At 54.4% G+C, this 14,921-nt stretch carries 12 protein-coding genes; all 12 read left to right on the forward strand.

The genetic code is table 11. The features are described from left to right. Window positions 1-3 precede the first annotated feature (3 nt). The 12 genes from IEV29_RS07360 to IEV29_RS07415 are packed head-to-tail and all read left to right on the forward strand — an operon-like array spanning window position 4 to window position 14,813. Window positions 4-1,290, forward strand: coding sequence for a type II and III secretion system protein family protein (locus IEV29_RS07360; RefSeq protein ID WP_188380560.1), 1,287 nt, complete (start codon window positions 4-6; stop codon window positions 1,288-1,290). A gap of 9 nt (window positions 1,291-1,299) precedes the next feature. Next, window positions 1,300-2,973: a TadA family conjugal transfer-associated ATPase gene (locus IEV29_RS07365; RefSeq protein WP_188380561.1), complete on the forward strand. Its 1,674-nt coding sequence runs from the start codon at window positions 1,300-1,302 to the stop codon at window positions 2,971-2,973. Then, entirely contained in the window at window positions 2,970-3,821 is an 852-nt protein-coding gene (locus tag IEV29_RS07370; protein ID WP_188380562.1) for a type II secretion system F family protein, read from the forward strand. The genes IEV29_RS07365 and IEV29_RS07370 overlap by 4 nt, the downstream gene beginning before the upstream one ends. A 2-nt stretch (window positions 3,822-3,823) precedes the next feature. Then, window positions 3,824-4,714 carry a type II secretion system F family protein gene (locus IEV29_RS07375; RefSeq protein ID WP_188380563.1) on the forward strand — a complete coding sequence of 297 codons (891 nt, stop codon included), beginning with the start codon at window positions 3,824-3,826 and terminating at the stop codon, window positions 4,712-4,714. Next, complete coding sequence (locus tag IEV29_RS07380; RefSeq protein WP_188380564.1) at window positions 4,711-5,064, forward strand: DUF192 domain-containing protein; 354 nt, start codon at window positions 4,711-4,713, stop codon at window positions 5,062-5,064. Before IEV29_RS07375 ends, IEV29_RS07380 begins: the two co-directional genes overlap by 4 nt. After that, window positions 5,061-5,549 carry a tetratricopeptide repeat protein gene (locus tag IEV29_RS07385; RefSeq protein ID WP_188380565.1) on the forward strand — a complete coding sequence of 163 codons (489 nt, stop codon included), beginning with the start codon at window positions 5,061-5,063 and terminating at the stop codon, window positions 5,547-5,549. The genes IEV29_RS07380 and IEV29_RS07385 overlap by 4 nt, the downstream gene beginning before the upstream one ends. After that, window positions 5,546-6,331, forward strand: a complete 786-nt coding sequence (locus IEV29_RS07390) for a TadE/TadG family type IV pilus assembly protein (protein WP_188380566.1) — start codon at window positions 5,546-5,548, stop codon at window positions 6,329-6,331. Before IEV29_RS07385 ends, IEV29_RS07390 begins: the two co-directional genes overlap by 4 nt. Next, the gene (locus IEV29_RS07395; protein WP_188380567.1) at window positions 6,328-6,867 is read left to right on the forward strand and encodes a DUF805 domain-containing protein; all 540 of its coding nucleotides are present in this window, start codon (window positions 6,328-6,330) and stop codon (window positions 6,865-6,867) included. Before IEV29_RS07390 ends, IEV29_RS07395 begins: the two co-directional genes overlap by 4 nt. Further along, window positions 6,864-7,313, forward strand: a complete 450-nt coding sequence (locus tag IEV29_RS07400) for a Crp/Fnr family transcriptional regulator (protein WP_188380568.1) — start codon at window positions 6,864-6,866, stop codon at window positions 7,311-7,313. The genes IEV29_RS07395 and IEV29_RS07400 overlap by 4 nt, the downstream gene beginning before the upstream one ends. Window positions 7,314-7,332: 19 nt before the next feature. After that, complete coding sequence (locus tag IEV29_RS07405) at window positions 7,333-7,785, forward strand: Crp/Fnr family transcriptional regulator (RefSeq protein WP_188380569.1); 453 nt, start codon at window positions 7,333-7,335, stop codon at window positions 7,783-7,785. A 19-nt stretch (window positions 7,786-7,804) separates the two neighbouring features. Beyond that, window positions 7,805-9,475 carry a ShlB/FhaC/HecB family hemolysin secretion/activation protein gene (locus IEV29_RS07410; RefSeq protein ID WP_188380570.1) on the forward strand — a complete coding sequence of 557 codons (1,671 nt, stop codon included), beginning with the start codon at window positions 7,805-7,807 and terminating at the stop codon, window positions 9,473-9,475. Continuing rightward, the gene (locus IEV29_RS07415) at window positions 9,462-14,813 is read left to right on the forward strand and encodes a beta strand repeat-containing protein (RefSeq protein ID WP_188380571.1); all 5,352 of its coding nucleotides are present in this window, start codon (window positions 9,462-9,464) and stop codon (window positions 14,811-14,813) included. The genes IEV29_RS07410 and IEV29_RS07415 overlap by 14 nt, the downstream gene beginning before the upstream one ends. The last annotated feature ends 108 nt before the right edge of the window (window positions 14,814-14,921 follow it).

A 14,921-nucleotide genomic window follows, 5' to 3' on the forward strand; every position in this document is an offset into this window, starting at 1 on the left:
AACATGTTCAACCGCCTAATTACTCTTTGCACTCTCTGCTTTCTTGCCGGCTCTGCACAGGCACAAGAAGTTCTTGCGCCGCACAATACGGAAATCGTGATGTTCGTTGGTGAAGTCAAGATTCTCCCAACGGGAAAAATCAATCGTATCGCTGTTGGCAACGGCAAGATGTTCACGACATCGGTACTGAGCAACAACGAGCTCCTGCTGATCGGTGAAGCAGCCGGCGATTCTTCACTGGTCATCTGGTCAGACAAAAACCAAAAGAGCGTTTATACCGTTCGCGTCAGCCCACGCGACGCCGGCAATGCGTTCAAGAGCGTGACCAGCTTGCTGCAAGATATGCCCAATGTGGTTGTATCAATGGTCGGCTCCAACGTCGTTATCAGCGGTACTGCCAGCAAGGAGAACCTGACACGCATTGCCACCATCGTCAAAATGTATCCGCAGGCGACCAGTGTGGTGCGTGAAGAAGAAGTCTCGATGAAACGCATGGTCTACATGAAAGTACAGATCATCGAGATGAAAAAATCTCTGATCGAAAACATCGGTCTGCAATGGCCGGGCTCAGCCGCCGGTCCTATGCTGGGCTTTTCGGGCAACTTCGGCTCAAGCCGTCCAACAGTAGGTGGTGCGCTGGAAGATATCCTTCCTGTTCCAGGCAAAGGTGGCCTCACGACTTATCTCGGTATTTCATCGCTGATTCAAACCACCCTCAATCTGGCAAAGAACAATGGCGATGCCTTTACTCTGGCCGAACCTGAACTCAGCGCGCGCAGTGGGGGCGAAGCGAAATTTCTCGCAGGCGGGCAGATCCCTCTGCCGGCAACCTCCGCTCTCGGCGCCGGCTCTGTGGAATTCAAGGATTACGGTATCCGTCTGACGATCGAGCCCAATGCAGATGAATACGGCAACATCATGGCCAAGATTTCCACAGAAGTCAGCAGCGTCGATCCTTCCGTTTCCGTTCAACAGATTCCGGGTTTCCTGACGCGTCAATCTCAAAGTGAGATCAACGTCAAGAATGGTCAAACCATTGTCATGTCCGGTCTGGTCAACACCGAGATGTCCAATGACGCCACCAAAGTACCGGGCATCAGCCGCATTCCGGTTCTGGGTCGTCTGTTCCGCTCCGACAGTTTCCGCAATGGTCGTACCGATCTGGTTGTTCTTGTAACGCCAACCATCTTCGACCCCACGTCCACCCTCAATCGTGAACGTATCGAAAAAGGCATGGATATCCGTGAAAGCTTCGAACGCAAGCTCAACAATCAAGACATCGTAGATTAAGGGTTCGACATGTTGCTTATCGCCGTTACCACTCCCAAAGGGCAGCGTACCGAGGAAGAATGCACGATTAACAGTTGCACCATCGGGAAATCAGACGAAAACCGGATCATGCTGCAGGGCTGGACGGTTGGTCGCTCTCACGCGACCATTCATCGCCGCAAGGAAGGCGTGTACGTGGAAGACCATCGTTCTTCGGCCGGCACCAAGATCAATGGCGATAAAGTCAGCGGCGAATACGGTCCGCTGAAACCGGGTGACAAGATCACCATTTGCGATTACGTACTGGAAGTGCTGGATCTGGAAGAAGAGACGGAGCCGGTCGCGACAGAAGCAGCGCCGGCGGCCAACTCAAGCGCGCCAGCAGTGGAGAGCGAAACCAGCGAAGACAAGACCCGCGCGGAAATTGCCGAGACACTGGCCGTCCTCAAGCATCTGCATCAGCAACTCATCAAGCAGATGGATTTGCGCCGCGTTGACGTCAATCGTCAGAACGAAGAAGAACTGCGTGCCAATACGCTGGCCATGCTGGAAGAAATCGTCGCGCAGGACAAGACCATTCCTGCACATTTCGACCGCAAGATGCTCGTCAAGCGCGTGCTGGACGAAGTGGTCGGTTTGGGCCCGCTGGAAGATCTGATTGCCGACGATGGCGTATCCGAGATCATGGTCAACAGCTTTGATGAGATCTTCATCGAGCGTAAGGGTCAGCTGCAAAAATCGTCGATTACCTTTACCAGCAATCAGGCCGTCCTGAGCGCGATCGAGCGTATCGTGACCCCGATCGGTCGTCGTATCGATGAAAGCTCGCCGATGGTCGATGCGCGCCTGAAAGACGGCTCGCGTGTGAATGCGGTGATTCCACCGCTGGCCCTCAAGGGAGCCAACATCACCATCCGTAAATTCTCCAAAAAGAAAATGGTCGGTCAGGATCTGGTGAATTTCGGTTCCATGACGCCAGTCATGCTCAACTTCCTCAAGACGGTTGTGGAAGAGAAAGCCAACATCATCATCTCTGGCGGTACCGGTTCGGGTAAAACCACCCTGCTCAACGTCATGTCCAGCTACATCCCCAAGGATGAACGTATCGTGACCGTCGAAGATGCTGCCGAACTGCAGTTGAGTCAGCCTAATCTGGTCGGTCTGGAATCTCGTCCGCCCAACGCCGAAGGCAAAGGGATGGTCAGTATCCGCGATCTGGTCAAGAACTGTTTGCGTATGCGCCCGGATCGTATCGTTGTGGGTGAGTGCCGTGGCGGTGAAGCACTCGACATGCTGACTGCGATGAACACGGGTCACGATGGCTCGTTGACGACTGCCCACGCCAATACACCACGCGATTGTCTGGCACGTATCGAGGTCATGGTCATGATGGCAGGCATGGACTTGCCGATTCGCGCCATCCGCGAACAGATCGCTTCCGCCGTCCGTTTCATCGTGCAGCAGAACCGTTTTGCCTGCGGTACCCGAAAAATCACGCACATCACGGAAGTCACCGGCATGGAAGGTGACATCATCCAGTTACAGGATATCTATCTCTACAAACGCGAAGGCTTTGGCCCGGATGGAAAAGTACGGGGGCAGCACGTCGCAACCGGCCAGATTCCCGAGTTCTACGAAGAACTGCAGAGCCGTGGTCTGGAAATCGATTTCAGCATGTTTGACGCGAAGGACAAACGCCTGTGAACAGCCTGGCCTTGCTCATCGCAGTTGGCTTGCTGACTGCTTTTGTCCTTGCCTACATCGCACTGCAAGGCGTCCGTGCTGTGCTGGCGAGACAGCGATCGCAGTTGGAAATGTCGACCAAGACTACCTTGGCCGACATGTTCATCTTTCTGGATCCCACGACCATTTTCTATTACAACATGGCCGCGCTGGTCGTCGTTCCAACATTGGTCTGGTTGTTCACAAGTAATCCGGTCTTCGTCACCTTCTCCGCCATTGCAACGCTGATCCTGCCGAAGGTTTACATCAAGGCGCTGAGCACACGCCGTCTCAAGCGCTTTGAAGAACAGTTGCCGGACGCGCTGCTAATGATCTCCGGCGCCATGCGTGCAGGCGCCAGTCTCAACGTTGCAATGGAATCCATGGTGAAGGAGCAACGACCACCGTTGAGTCAGGAATTCGAGCTTCTCTTGCGTGAACAACGGCTGGGCGTGGACTTTGATACGGCGCTGGTCAACATGGAGAAACGCAATCCTTTACAGGATTTTTCTCTGGTTGTCTCGGGCCTGCGCATCTCGCGCGAGGTCGGCGGCAATCTGGCTGAAATTCTCGAGTCACTAGCAACCACGCTACGTGACAAGGCCACGATGGAGGGCAAGATTCGCAGCCTGACAGCACAAGGCAAGATGCAAGGTCTGATCATGTCCTGCCTGCCATTGCTGATCATGGCAGCACTGAACTGGCTGGAACCCAAAGCCATGGGCATGATGTTCACGACCCTATTCGGCTGGATCACGCTGGCCGTCATTCTGACCATGATCGTGATCGGCTATCTGCTCATCCGCAAAATCACCAATATCGACGTCTAATCATGATCTTATCCAACTCACTCGTTGCTTTGCTCATTGGCGTCTCGGTGTGCGTGACGATTCTGCTCTTCACCTTCAGTTTCAACAAGCTGAAATCGGAAGTGCCGGAAGAAGAACGCGAGTACATGGATCCGCTCCCGCCGGTCCTGCGCCTCTCCTGGCCCATCATCACCTTCATCGAGTATCACTTCTGTTCCCGCCTGCCACCCGCCTGGCTGGAAAAAACGCATAAGCGTCTGCAGGAAACCGGTGTCGGCTACATTCTCAGCGCCGAACAGTTCTATGCAGTCCGTACCTTCGCGACCATCGTTGCATTCGGACTGACTCTTTTCTGCCTGAAAGCACTGGATCACTCTTCGCCAAGCATCCTGCTCGGCATGACCTTGCTCGGTAACTTTTATCCTCTGATCTGGCTAGGCGATGTACGCAAGCGCCGTGAAAAAGCAATTCTGAAAGCATTGCCCGTCTACCTGGACTTCATCACGCTGGCAGTCGAGGCAGGCCTCAATCTGACCGGTGCAATCAAACAGGCGATGGACAAGGGACCTGCCGGTCCATTACGGAACGAATTTCAGATGATCTCGCGCGATCTGCGTGCGGGCGTGCCACGTGCCGATGCGTTGCGTCGCATGGAAGCACGTCTGAACATGAAGGAAATCACCAGTTTTGTCGGCACCGTGATTCAGGCAGAAAAGATGGGAGCCAGTGTTGGCGCGGCTCTGCGCGTGCAATCCCAACAACGCCGCACCGAGCGCTTTCAGCGCGCCGAGAAACTGGCGATGGAAGCGCCGGTGAAACTGATTCTGCCCCTGATTGCTTTCATTTTCCCGGTCACCTTTCTGGTGCTGGCCTTCCCGATCGTGGTCAAATTCATGGAAGAAGGCATGCTGTGAAGATTGGTGGCATTTTCCGCAATGATGTTTGCGTCGTTCCGCATGTATGGAGCGCCGTTTCTGCATGGGAGCGTACGCGTGGCCTGCTTGGTCGCCCGACGTTGCAACAGGGACAAGGCATGCTGATTGGACAATGTCGTCTGGTACACACCATCGGTATGCGCTATCCATTGGATCTGGTTTTCCTGGACAGTCGCGGTCGCATCAAGAAATTGCAACGCAACGTTTTGCCTGGCCGCATGGCAGGATGCCTTTCAGCGCATCAGACGCTTGAACTGGCAACCGGCTCACTGGCCGGCATGGCCCTGCAAACCGGCGACACCTTGATCTGGCGTGAGGTCGCAGCATGATTGCATCGCGCATGGTGATGTCCGGTTTGGCCTTGTTGCTTTTGGTCGCCGCAAGTGGCTGTAGCACGACAACGCCACAAGGCGATATCTACGATATGCGTCGTCAGGCGCAAGTTGCTTATGCGGCAGAGGAAGATCAACGCTCGGAAGCCTTGTTCCTCGGCCTCGCACGTGCCGCGCCAAACGATCCGGAAACATGGTTTTATCTGGGCAACCTGTACGCACGGACCAATCGCCCTGTTCAGGCAATCGAGGCCTATGAAAAGTCGCTGATGCTCAAAAGCGTGGATCCCCGTCCATGGCACAACATTGGCGTGGTGCGTATCCGTCAGGCTTGGGCAGCGTTCATTCAAGCGGAAGCACTCGGTGATCCCAACGATCCTTTGCGCGGCAAACTGCATGAGCTGATCAGTGCGATGGAAAAACTGCCGCTGGACGGCTTGTCACGCACAGCAAAACCCGCAGCCGCAGAGGCATCGAAATGAAACGTTTCCATTTCGGCGCGTTCAGGCAGCATCAGCGTGGCCAGGCTCTGGTCGAATACATCTATGTCTTTCCGATACTGATCATGCTGATTCTGGGTGCGATTCAGTTCGGCTTCATCTACCAGACAAAATCAACACTGAACTACGCAACCTTTGCGGCCACGCGTCAAGGCGCGCTCAATGGCGGCATCATGAGTTCCATCGTGGATGGTCTGGTTTCCGGCATGATGCCGCTGTTTGCACATAGCAAAGGCAATGAGCGCGATCTGGATATGCTGAAAGAGGCGTGGAAACTGTCGTTCGCCCAATTATCCGATCCGGACCTCACGACAATTACCATCGTCAACCCGTCACAGCAGATGTGGAGCGATTACTACGAAGAAGTCCCGACCAGTAACTTTCTTACCGAACTGATTCCCTCACTCTCTTCGCTCTTCAGCGGCAAGAGCAGATACATTCCGAACGACAATCTGATGTACCGGAAGGAAGCGGCGAACGGCACCACGATTCAAGATGCCAACCTGCTCAAGGTGCGCATCACCTATTGCTATCGCATGGCAGTGCCCTTGCTGAACAAGCTGATTTACAACCTCGTCGTCGACCCGCCGACCACACTGGTCGTTGGAAGCACTGCTGCGGACATGCTGGCATCCGAAGGTGGTGGCAGTAGCAGCAAACAATGCACCAAAAAACAGGATGGGCAATATCGTATCCCCATTACCTCAGAAGCGATCGTGCGCATGCAAACGCCATTCGCCTCCCAACAATGGGTAGGACCATGACAAGCTATACGCCCTACCTGTCACCACCGGATAACACGCCGCCCGTAGAGCGCATTCGTCCTTTCTCGCTGGCAGGTCGTCTGGATCGCTGGCGCTACGTCGCCTTTGCGCTCTGTGCAATCGTGGCAGTCATGCTGATCCTGTTTATCGCAGGTTTTGCACTGCTCTATCTCGGTTCGCTCGGTCGCATGTTGTATATCGGGGCCAGTGTGGTGCTCTGCTACGCCTTTTTGCCCATTTTCCTCACGATTTTGACGATCAAGCGCTGCCATGATTTCAACATGGGCGGATGGCTGGCCGTTCTTTTACTGGTCCCCGTGGTCAATCTGGCCTTCTGCTTCATCCCCGGTACCAAAGAAGAAAACAAATATGGATTACCCCTTCCGGTACCTTCTGCCGGAACCAGGGCGATTGCCATCATTTTGCCGATCCTACTGATCGGAGGATTTCTCGCCACCGGCACCAGCCAGTTGAGCGACTCGTCAAACGCAACTTCATCGCCAGCATCAACAACATTACAAAGCTATCAGCCATGAACGATTCCTCTTTGCACGCAGAATTTTCCAACGCCTTTCCGGTCATTGCGCAGGAGCTGGGCTCTCTCAATCTGGAAACCTTGCTGGAGGGCGCGACCCTGCAGGAAGTTGCACCCAATCGCATCGTCATCCGTGACCGTATGCCTGTCGACTACCTGTATTTCATTCTCGATGGCACCCTGAGCGTGTCGGTAGAAGATGCGGGCAAGTCCAAATTCCTGGCCACGATCAAGCCTGGTGAATGGATGGGCGAAATTTCCGTCCTGAGCGGCGAATTTCTGGCGGCGGCAACCGTCACGACCGATGTGACTTGCAAGCTGCTCCGCGTACATCACCTGACCTTTGAAAAACTGCTCACGCAGAATCCGGAAGTTGCTCAAGTCCTGCTGCAGCATTTCATTAATCTGATGGCCAAGCGTTTACGCGCTTCCAACGCGGTTTCCTAACTCAATAAGAAGAATAAATATGGACCTGACCTATTTCTTGAAGAATCTGCCCGCATTCGAAGATTTCCACGCCTCGGACCTGAGCACATTGGCAAGCAACCTCGATGTCCAGGAATACGCCGATGGGCATGTCTTCATCCAGCAAGGACAGGAAGGTAAAGCGCTCTATTTGTTACTGCAGGGCTCTGTGCGCATCACACGTCTGGATCGCGAAGGCGTGGAGCATGAAGTGCGCGAACTGGCCGATGGTGAAATGTTCGGCATTCTCTCTCTGATTGAAGATCTGCCGACACAAGCTTCGTGCATGGCCAAAGGCGCAGTGCGTGCCGCCTCTCTGTCGCGAGAAGCATTCAAGAAGCTGTTTTCGGAAGCATCACCGATCGGACATCACCTGCAATACATGATCGCAGTGCAAATGGCGCGCGATCTGCAAGAGGCAAACAAGCGCGTGCGCAAGGAATCAGCGGCTTAACCTGTATCGATTGTATCCAGTGCAAAAGAATCGAATCGATAGAGCAACAACACGCTACGCCTGTGCCTTGCCACTTGTGTTGTTGATGCTGCATGGCAGTAGCCTCGCGGCGGACCCGCCGATCACACCTGGAAGTGTGCTCGATACCGTCATGCCGCCCAAGCCACGCCTGCCATCAACGCCGGCACAGGTTGTCTTGCCGGCACAGGCAGCGCCGTCTCAGCATGAGCCGCGCGCGAAGCGTTTTCGCGTCAATGCATTCAGATTCTCGGGTAACACCGTTTATCAGGAACGCTCACTGAAAAGATTGGTGGAGCGATTTGTCGATCAGGAGCTGAATCTGTATGACCTGAACAAGGCTGCAGATACGGTAACGGATTTTTATCACAGTCGTGGATACAGACTGGCACGCGCAATCGTGCCAGCACAAAAAGTCGAGAATGGCATCGTGAATATCCAGGTCATTGAAGGTCGTATGGGAAAGGTTACCCTGAGCGGTAATCAGCGTTTCTCATCGCCCTTCATCCTTGCCCGTACACCATTACTGACAAAAGGTACCCTGGTTACGACAGACAAGCTGGAAAATACGCTGCTGTTGCTCAATGATATTCCCGGGCTGAACACCAAAGTGACGTTGTCACCTGGAACGGAGTTCGGAGCAACCGATGCCGAAATCGGACTGACCGAGAAACTTTTCAGCGGCTATGTGGGCATCAACAACCACGGTCGGGAAGAAACCGGACAGCACAAGCTCGAGTTCGGCCTGAATCTGCTCTCGCCATTCGGATGGGGCGATCAACTTTCCATCAGCGGATCAAGTACTGATCATCAGTTGGTCAAATACTGGAAGGCCGGCTATTCGATACCACTCAACACCATCGGCACGCGACTGGCATTCAGTGCATCCAAAGTCGAGTATCAGGTCAGCGGTGACTTGTCCGCGCTTGGTATCAATGGCGATGTCAACACAAAAGAGATGCTGGTATCACATCCGCTTGTCCGCACCCGCAATCACAACGAATTCTTATCATTGGGCGTCAAACGGAACGAGCTTTCGCAAAGCGCACTTGGTTTTTCCATTGCGGATAGCCGGATCAATATCCTCACGGCAGGCTATCAGGTCAACCATATCCATGAAGACGCGGCGATCACAAACCTGAGTTTGTCGCTCGCAACCAATTTCAAAAGTGTAAAAACGACAGAACAACAGAACGCGATGTATGCCCGTCTTGAAATGGACGTCAACCATACGGCTGCATTCACCCCGAAATGGGATCTGTTCTTGCGCGCAAATTACGTATTCAGTAAGGAGCGATTGCCTGATACCGAGAAATTTTCCATTGGTGGTCCTGCCAGTGTACGCGGCTATCGTCCCTCCGAATTGCGTGGTGACTCAGGATATCTTGGCACAGCCGAACTGCGTCGGCCATTCAGTATTGGCAACAAAATGGCGGTCTTTCGCCTGACTGCCGACACAGGTCAGGTCGTTTACAAAGACATCGGGCGTCGTGATAGTGGGGCCAATCTGCACAGCGTCGGTTTTGGTGCAATCTTCTATCCCACACAAGGCCTCGTTGCTTCGATTGATGTATCCAAACCCGTCGGCAGCCTTCCTAGTAACTCTGATGGCCGCTTCACGACGGTCGAAGCCAAAAATCGAATCTGGATGACAATCAGTGCCAACTTCTAACGCCATCCGCCGCGCCATTTTGCTCGCCTTCGGCCTTGTTGGTCAGGCGACATCTGCCGATTTGCCAAGCGGCGGTAGCGTCGTTGCCGGATCCGCGACGATCGATCAAAGTGGTGTCAATCAGGTCATCACACAAACGACTTCGAAAGCGGTCATTAATTGGAATGATTTCTCCATTGGTGCCGGTCATAGCGTTCGCATCAACCAACTGAGCTCTTCCTCTGTTTTGCTGAACCGTGTCACCGGCAATAATCCGTCCACGATTCTCGGCAATCTGTCCGCAAACGGTCAGGTTTTCCTGGTCAATCCGCTCGGCGTTTATTTTGGCACCGGCGCAACCGTGGATGTCGGTGGACTGGTCGCCACGACCATGAATATCGGTAATGACGACTTCATGGCAGGTCGATACACATTCAGCCGAGACAATGCAATCGCAGCAAGGCAGGAAGTGATCAATCAGGGCGTCATCCGGGCACGCGAGAATGGTTACGTCGTTCTGGCAGGCGACTATGTCGCAAACCGTGGTGCCATCCAAGCGAGATTCGGCACCGCAGCCCTCGCCTCCGGTAGCAAGATGACGCTGGATGTACAAGGCGACAGCCTGATCAACTTTTCCGTTGATGAAAAAACGGTTGCAGCCTTGTCCGGTGTCGATAACAGCGGACAAATTCTCGCGGATGGTGGCAAGGCCATCATGACAGCCGCCGTCGCGACCGATCTGACAACAGCTGTCGTCAATAACAGCGGTTTGATTCGTGCCAGCAGTACCGTGGAACGCGATGGTGCGATTTATCTATCGGCGGAAGGTGGCAACACGCAAGTCAGCGGCACGCTGGACGCAAGCGGGACCGGTGCTGGACAGAAAGGTGGCAGCATTCAAGTTCTTGGTGCCAATGTCGCGCTGACTGACAACGCGGTCTTGAATGCATCCGGCAATACGGATGGCGGGAAAATCAATGTCGGCGGCAATTTTCAGGGTACCGGCCCCTTGCAAAATGCGAGTAACACTTATATTGGCAGAGAAGTAAAAATCAATGCCGATTCAGTACAGAGCGGCAATGGTGGTGACGTCGTTGTGTGGGCCGATAACAAGACGACTTACCACGGAGAGATCACTGCACGTGGCGGCGCAAGTCGTGGTGACGGTGGAAATGTTGAAGTATCGGGCAAGACGCAGCTGGATTTTCGCGGCAATGTAACGACAAGCGCGACGAATGGGAAAACAGGGACGTTGCTTCTTGACCCTACGGACATCGAAGTTGTCAACACACTGGCGACAACACCAACAACCGATGTCTCCCAGATTACCGTTGCAAACCTCGAAACGCAATTGGCCTCCAACAACGTCACGCTGATGACGTCATCAAGCGGGAGCCGCCCCGGAAACATCACCATCGATGATGGCAACGGAGGTGGCGTGCAGTGGAGTTCCGGAAACACACTGACGCTGCAGGCTCACAACAATATTGTTATCAATTCGGCTGTAGAAACTACGGGCGGCGGCGCAATCACCTTTAGTGCGAACAACACCGTTACAACCAATGCCAACGTGCTGTCCAGCAATGGGTTGGTCGTATTGAATGGCAATCAGCTCAGTATCAATAAGAATATAAATGCAGGCAACGGTGAAGTCCGTCTGAATGCAAATGGTGCAGCGCAGGCGGCTTCAACCGTGATCACGGCGAGCAGACTGGTTGTGACCGGCTCGGGCAATTGGGATCTGGCTGGCGTCGGTACTTCACCTTCTATCGGTGCTCACAATGAAATCAACACGTTTGCCGCTAATCTAAACGGTGGTCTGCTACGCTTCAGCAATAACAAAAATCTGAGCATCGGCAGTGTCAATGGCGTGAATGGCATCAATCATGTCAATGGCAGTACCCAGCTTTATCTTGATAGAAACAACGCTGCAATCTCAATCGCTCAGACGATCAACTCCAGCAATCTATACATACGTGCAACGGGCGGAACGACGCAGCAGGCGAATGCCAATATTCTGGCAAATACCCTGGGTTTAGGTGGCGGAGCCGCTACGCTTGAAAACACGGGCAACAACATCAACGTCTTAGCCGCAGATATCAACGGCGCGTTGAGCTATCGAGATGCTGATACGCTGACAATTGGCAATGCATCGGGCGTCTTGGGTATCAAGACAAATAACAATAATGTGACGCTCAGAACCGGAGATTCCGCCTCCTACAATGACGAGTCTTTGCCGAGCGCGACCAACACAGCCAGTTTAAGACTGAATGAAAGCATTAATGCCGGAACCGGCACCGTACGCATCACGACCGGCAAGGGCGGCGTCTTTCAGCGCAATGATACGAATAATGGAACACCGATTGAAGCGGGTTCTATCACAGCGGGCAATCTTCTCCTGCGTGCCAACACCACCACGGATATCACCTCGTTCGTTCTCAACAACTCATACAATCGCGTCAACACGCTTGCCGGTCTGACAAACGGCTCCATCAGCTACACCGGTGGGGCAGTAACGATTGGCACGATTGATGGCATTGCCGGTATTACGACGACCGCCAACAAAGTCATTGATACCGAAACCGACCCCGAGACCAATGTCGTTAGCAATATCTATAACAGCAACAACATCTCGTTGTCGATCGGTGGCAATCTTAATATCAATCAGAACCTGACTGCCGATTCGAAAGGCAGCAGTACGATCAATGTCGGCATCGGCGGCGACAACACCGCATCGATGGCCTCCGGAAAAATCATTTCAGCCAAGACTTTGGGTGTCTTTGGGGATGATGGCCAAGGTACCTTTTTCCTGAAATCCAACGTTTCGCAACTGGCTGCAGGCGGCGGGAAAAAGATGGTCATCGATAACAGCGCCTACACGGGCGAATTGACTGCCATCGCCATTGGTGGACAGGCTGGCAGCGTGGACACATCAAATTCCAACCTACAGCCATCTCAGAGCACAAATGTTTCAGCTGCGGAAAAAGCGGTCGGCGACTTTTACCTGACGACAGGCGGCAAACTCAACGTATTGACGCTCAACAGCAAGGGGCAAAATCTTCTGCTGCGTTCCACCGCCTTAAGCATTCTGCTAGATGCCGTCACCGCTAACAATGCGCGCATCATGCTTCAGCCATTGAATGCCAGTTCTTCCATCGGCATCAACAATGCGAGCCAGTCTGGTTTCACGCCGGGCATCAATTACGACGCTGCCACCTTGCTTAAATTTAAGAATGAGACGGCGACTTTTTATTTTGGTACGGCACCGAACAATATTCGGAACGATAGCAATGTGGATGCTGCAGCCAAGAGTACCTTCACCGGCAACATTCGCATCGGCGCAGACGGCGCATTCAACTTGGGGTATCGCAGCCTCTCGGCCCAAACGACAGGCGATCTGATCGCCTATAACGTTGGTCCGCTCTACAACCTGCGTCTGGCAGCCGAAAATCTGACGATCAACGGATTTAATACATTCGGTGATCAGTTGCACTTCTTCACCAACAATCTCCAGTTGCCGGGCACGGTTGCCAGCTACATCAATCCGAACAAGCCCAACATCACGCTTCGCCCTCTCAGCAACCACACGATCTGGATCGGACAAGGCCTGGCCAATAAACCTTACGAGCCGTACATCCTCCCGCAGACACTCGTCAAGCTCCCGGATGGCAGCACCATCATCATCAGCGGAAGCACGGATTTTGCTTACACATCGGGCGGCAGTCTGAACGGTCAGACGCAACATGGCGACATCCATATCCCGTGGAACAACGGCATTGTCTCGCTAGGTAATCGGACCTTGGTCCTGTCAACGGGGGCTGATGTTTATACCTACAATCCCACGCCAGCCTTTATCAAGAAAAACGATGGGGGAACCAGTGGCGGGCTATGGCAAGGCTGCCAGAATCTGGCAACGTGCAAAGGCACGAATCCTGCAACAGAACCACCACCTGATGGCGGCAATGGCGGCACGGGCGGAACCGGCGGAACGGGTGGAACCGGCGGCACTGGTGGTGACGGCGGAAGTTGCGCCACCTGTCCACCTGCACAACCTGACCCTAACTATCCAACACCCGGCACGACCACTCCGGATATGGGCACACCACCTAATTCGCCCAATCCCGGCACAAACCCGGGAAGCGGTACCACACCCGGCAATACGGACACGGGAGATGGCGATGGGGGCAGTGGCAACGGTAGTGGCGGCAATGGCAACGGCAACAACGTAAACACAAATACCAACACCGGCACCGGTACTGGTAACGACGGCAGCGGTTCAGGCGGTAGTGGTACCGGCAATGGCAACAGCAGTACGGGCGATGGTAGCGGAGACGGTGGCGCCAACAATGGCTCCGGTGGTAACGGCAATGGTACTGGTGGCATTGGCGACGGGTCTGGCAGCGGCGGCAGCGGTAGTGGCTCCGGTGGAACGGGTAACGGCGATGGCACAGGTGGTGCTGGTAGCGGAAACGGTTCCGGAGGCAGTGGCTCAAGCGGCGATGGTGATGGGACCGGCGATGGCGGTGCCGGCAACGGCTCCGGTGGAAACGGCAATGGCACAGGCGGTGCTGGTGATGGTAGCGGCAGCGGCGGCAACGGCAATGGTTCCGGCGGCACCGGTGATGGCGATGGCACAGGTGGTGCTGGTAGCGGAAACGGTTCCGGAGGCAGTGGCTCAAGCGGCGATGGTGATGGGACCGGCGATGGCGGTGCCGGCAACGGCTCCGGTGGAAACGGCAATGGCTCAAACGGCGCTGGCGACGGCGAAGGATCCGGTGGCAGTGGTAGCGGCAATAGCGGCTCAGGCGACGGCGATGGTGACGGCGGCAGCGGCAATGGCTCTGGCGGCCAGGGTGATGGTGATGGCAGCAATGGCAGCGGCTCCGGTGGCGCTGGCAACGGAAACGGCGATGATGGTAGTGGCAGCGGTACCGGTGGCTCAGGAGACGGTGATGGCGACGGCGGTAGCGGGAATGGTTCCGGCGGACCGGGTGACGGCAACGGCGATGGCAGCAGCGGCAGTGGTTCCGGCGGCGCAGGTAACGGAAACGGTGACAACGGTAATGGCGACGGCGCCGGTGGCAACGGTGATGGCGAAGGTGATGGAGGCAGTGGTAATGGCTCCGGCGGGACTTCCGATGGCAATGGCGACGGAAAAGACGACGATCAATCGTCCAACTCTTCTGAGACTGATTCACCTGCATTCAACATCAGCTGTGATGACGCCACGGAAGCGGGAAAACGCAAGGAACGTACTGATCAAAAAGGTCGTGAAACACTGGTCGAAGTAAAGAAGGAAGGTTTGAAGCTACAAGACCCGTGTCAACAACAGAAAAAGGACGACAACAGTCCGAAATGAGGGAAATGAAGAGACATTCGTTGCAGATGTGGTCCCTGCAACAACGTGTCATGCGCCGCTGTTGGAAACAGCGTTTGCAGGATATTTAGTGAAACGCCAGTAACAGCT

Source organism: Oxalicibacterium faecigallinarum (assembly GCF_014635705.1).
GTDB classification, from domain to species: domain Bacteria; phylum Pseudomonadota; class Gammaproteobacteria; order Burkholderiales; family Burkholderiaceae_D; genus Oxalicibacterium; species Oxalicibacterium faecigallinarum.

Coding starts and splice junctions, on each gene's coding strand:
- IEV29_RS07360 (WP_188380560.1), top strand. CDS start 4: ATGTTCAACCGCCTAATTACTCTTTGCACTCTCTGCTTTCTTGCCGGC.
- IEV29_RS07365 (WP_188380561.1), top strand. CDS start 1,300: ATGTTGCTTATCGCCGTTACCACTCCCAAAGGGCAGCGTACCGAGGAA.
- IEV29_RS07375 (WP_188380563.1), top strand. CDS start 3,824: ATGATCTTATCCAACTCACTCGTTGCTTTGCTCATTGGCGTCTCGGTG.
- IEV29_RS07385 (WP_188380565.1), top strand. CDS start 5,061: ATGATTGCATCGCGCATGGTGATGTCCGGTTTGGCCTTGTTGCTTTTG.
- IEV29_RS07390 (WP_188380566.1), top strand. CDS start 5,546: ATGAAACGTTTCCATTTCGGCGCGTTCAGGCAGCATCAGCGTGGCCAG.
- IEV29_RS07395 (WP_188380567.1), top strand. CDS start 6,328: ATGACAAGCTATACGCCCTACCTGTCACCACCGGATAACACGCCGCCC.
- IEV29_RS07400 (WP_188380568.1), top strand. CDS start 6,864: ATGAACGATTCCTCTTTGCACGCAGAATTTTCCAACGCCTTTCCGGTC.
- IEV29_RS07405 (WP_188380569.1), top strand. CDS start 7,333: ATGGACCTGACCTATTTCTTGAAGAATCTGCCCGCATTCGAAGATTTC.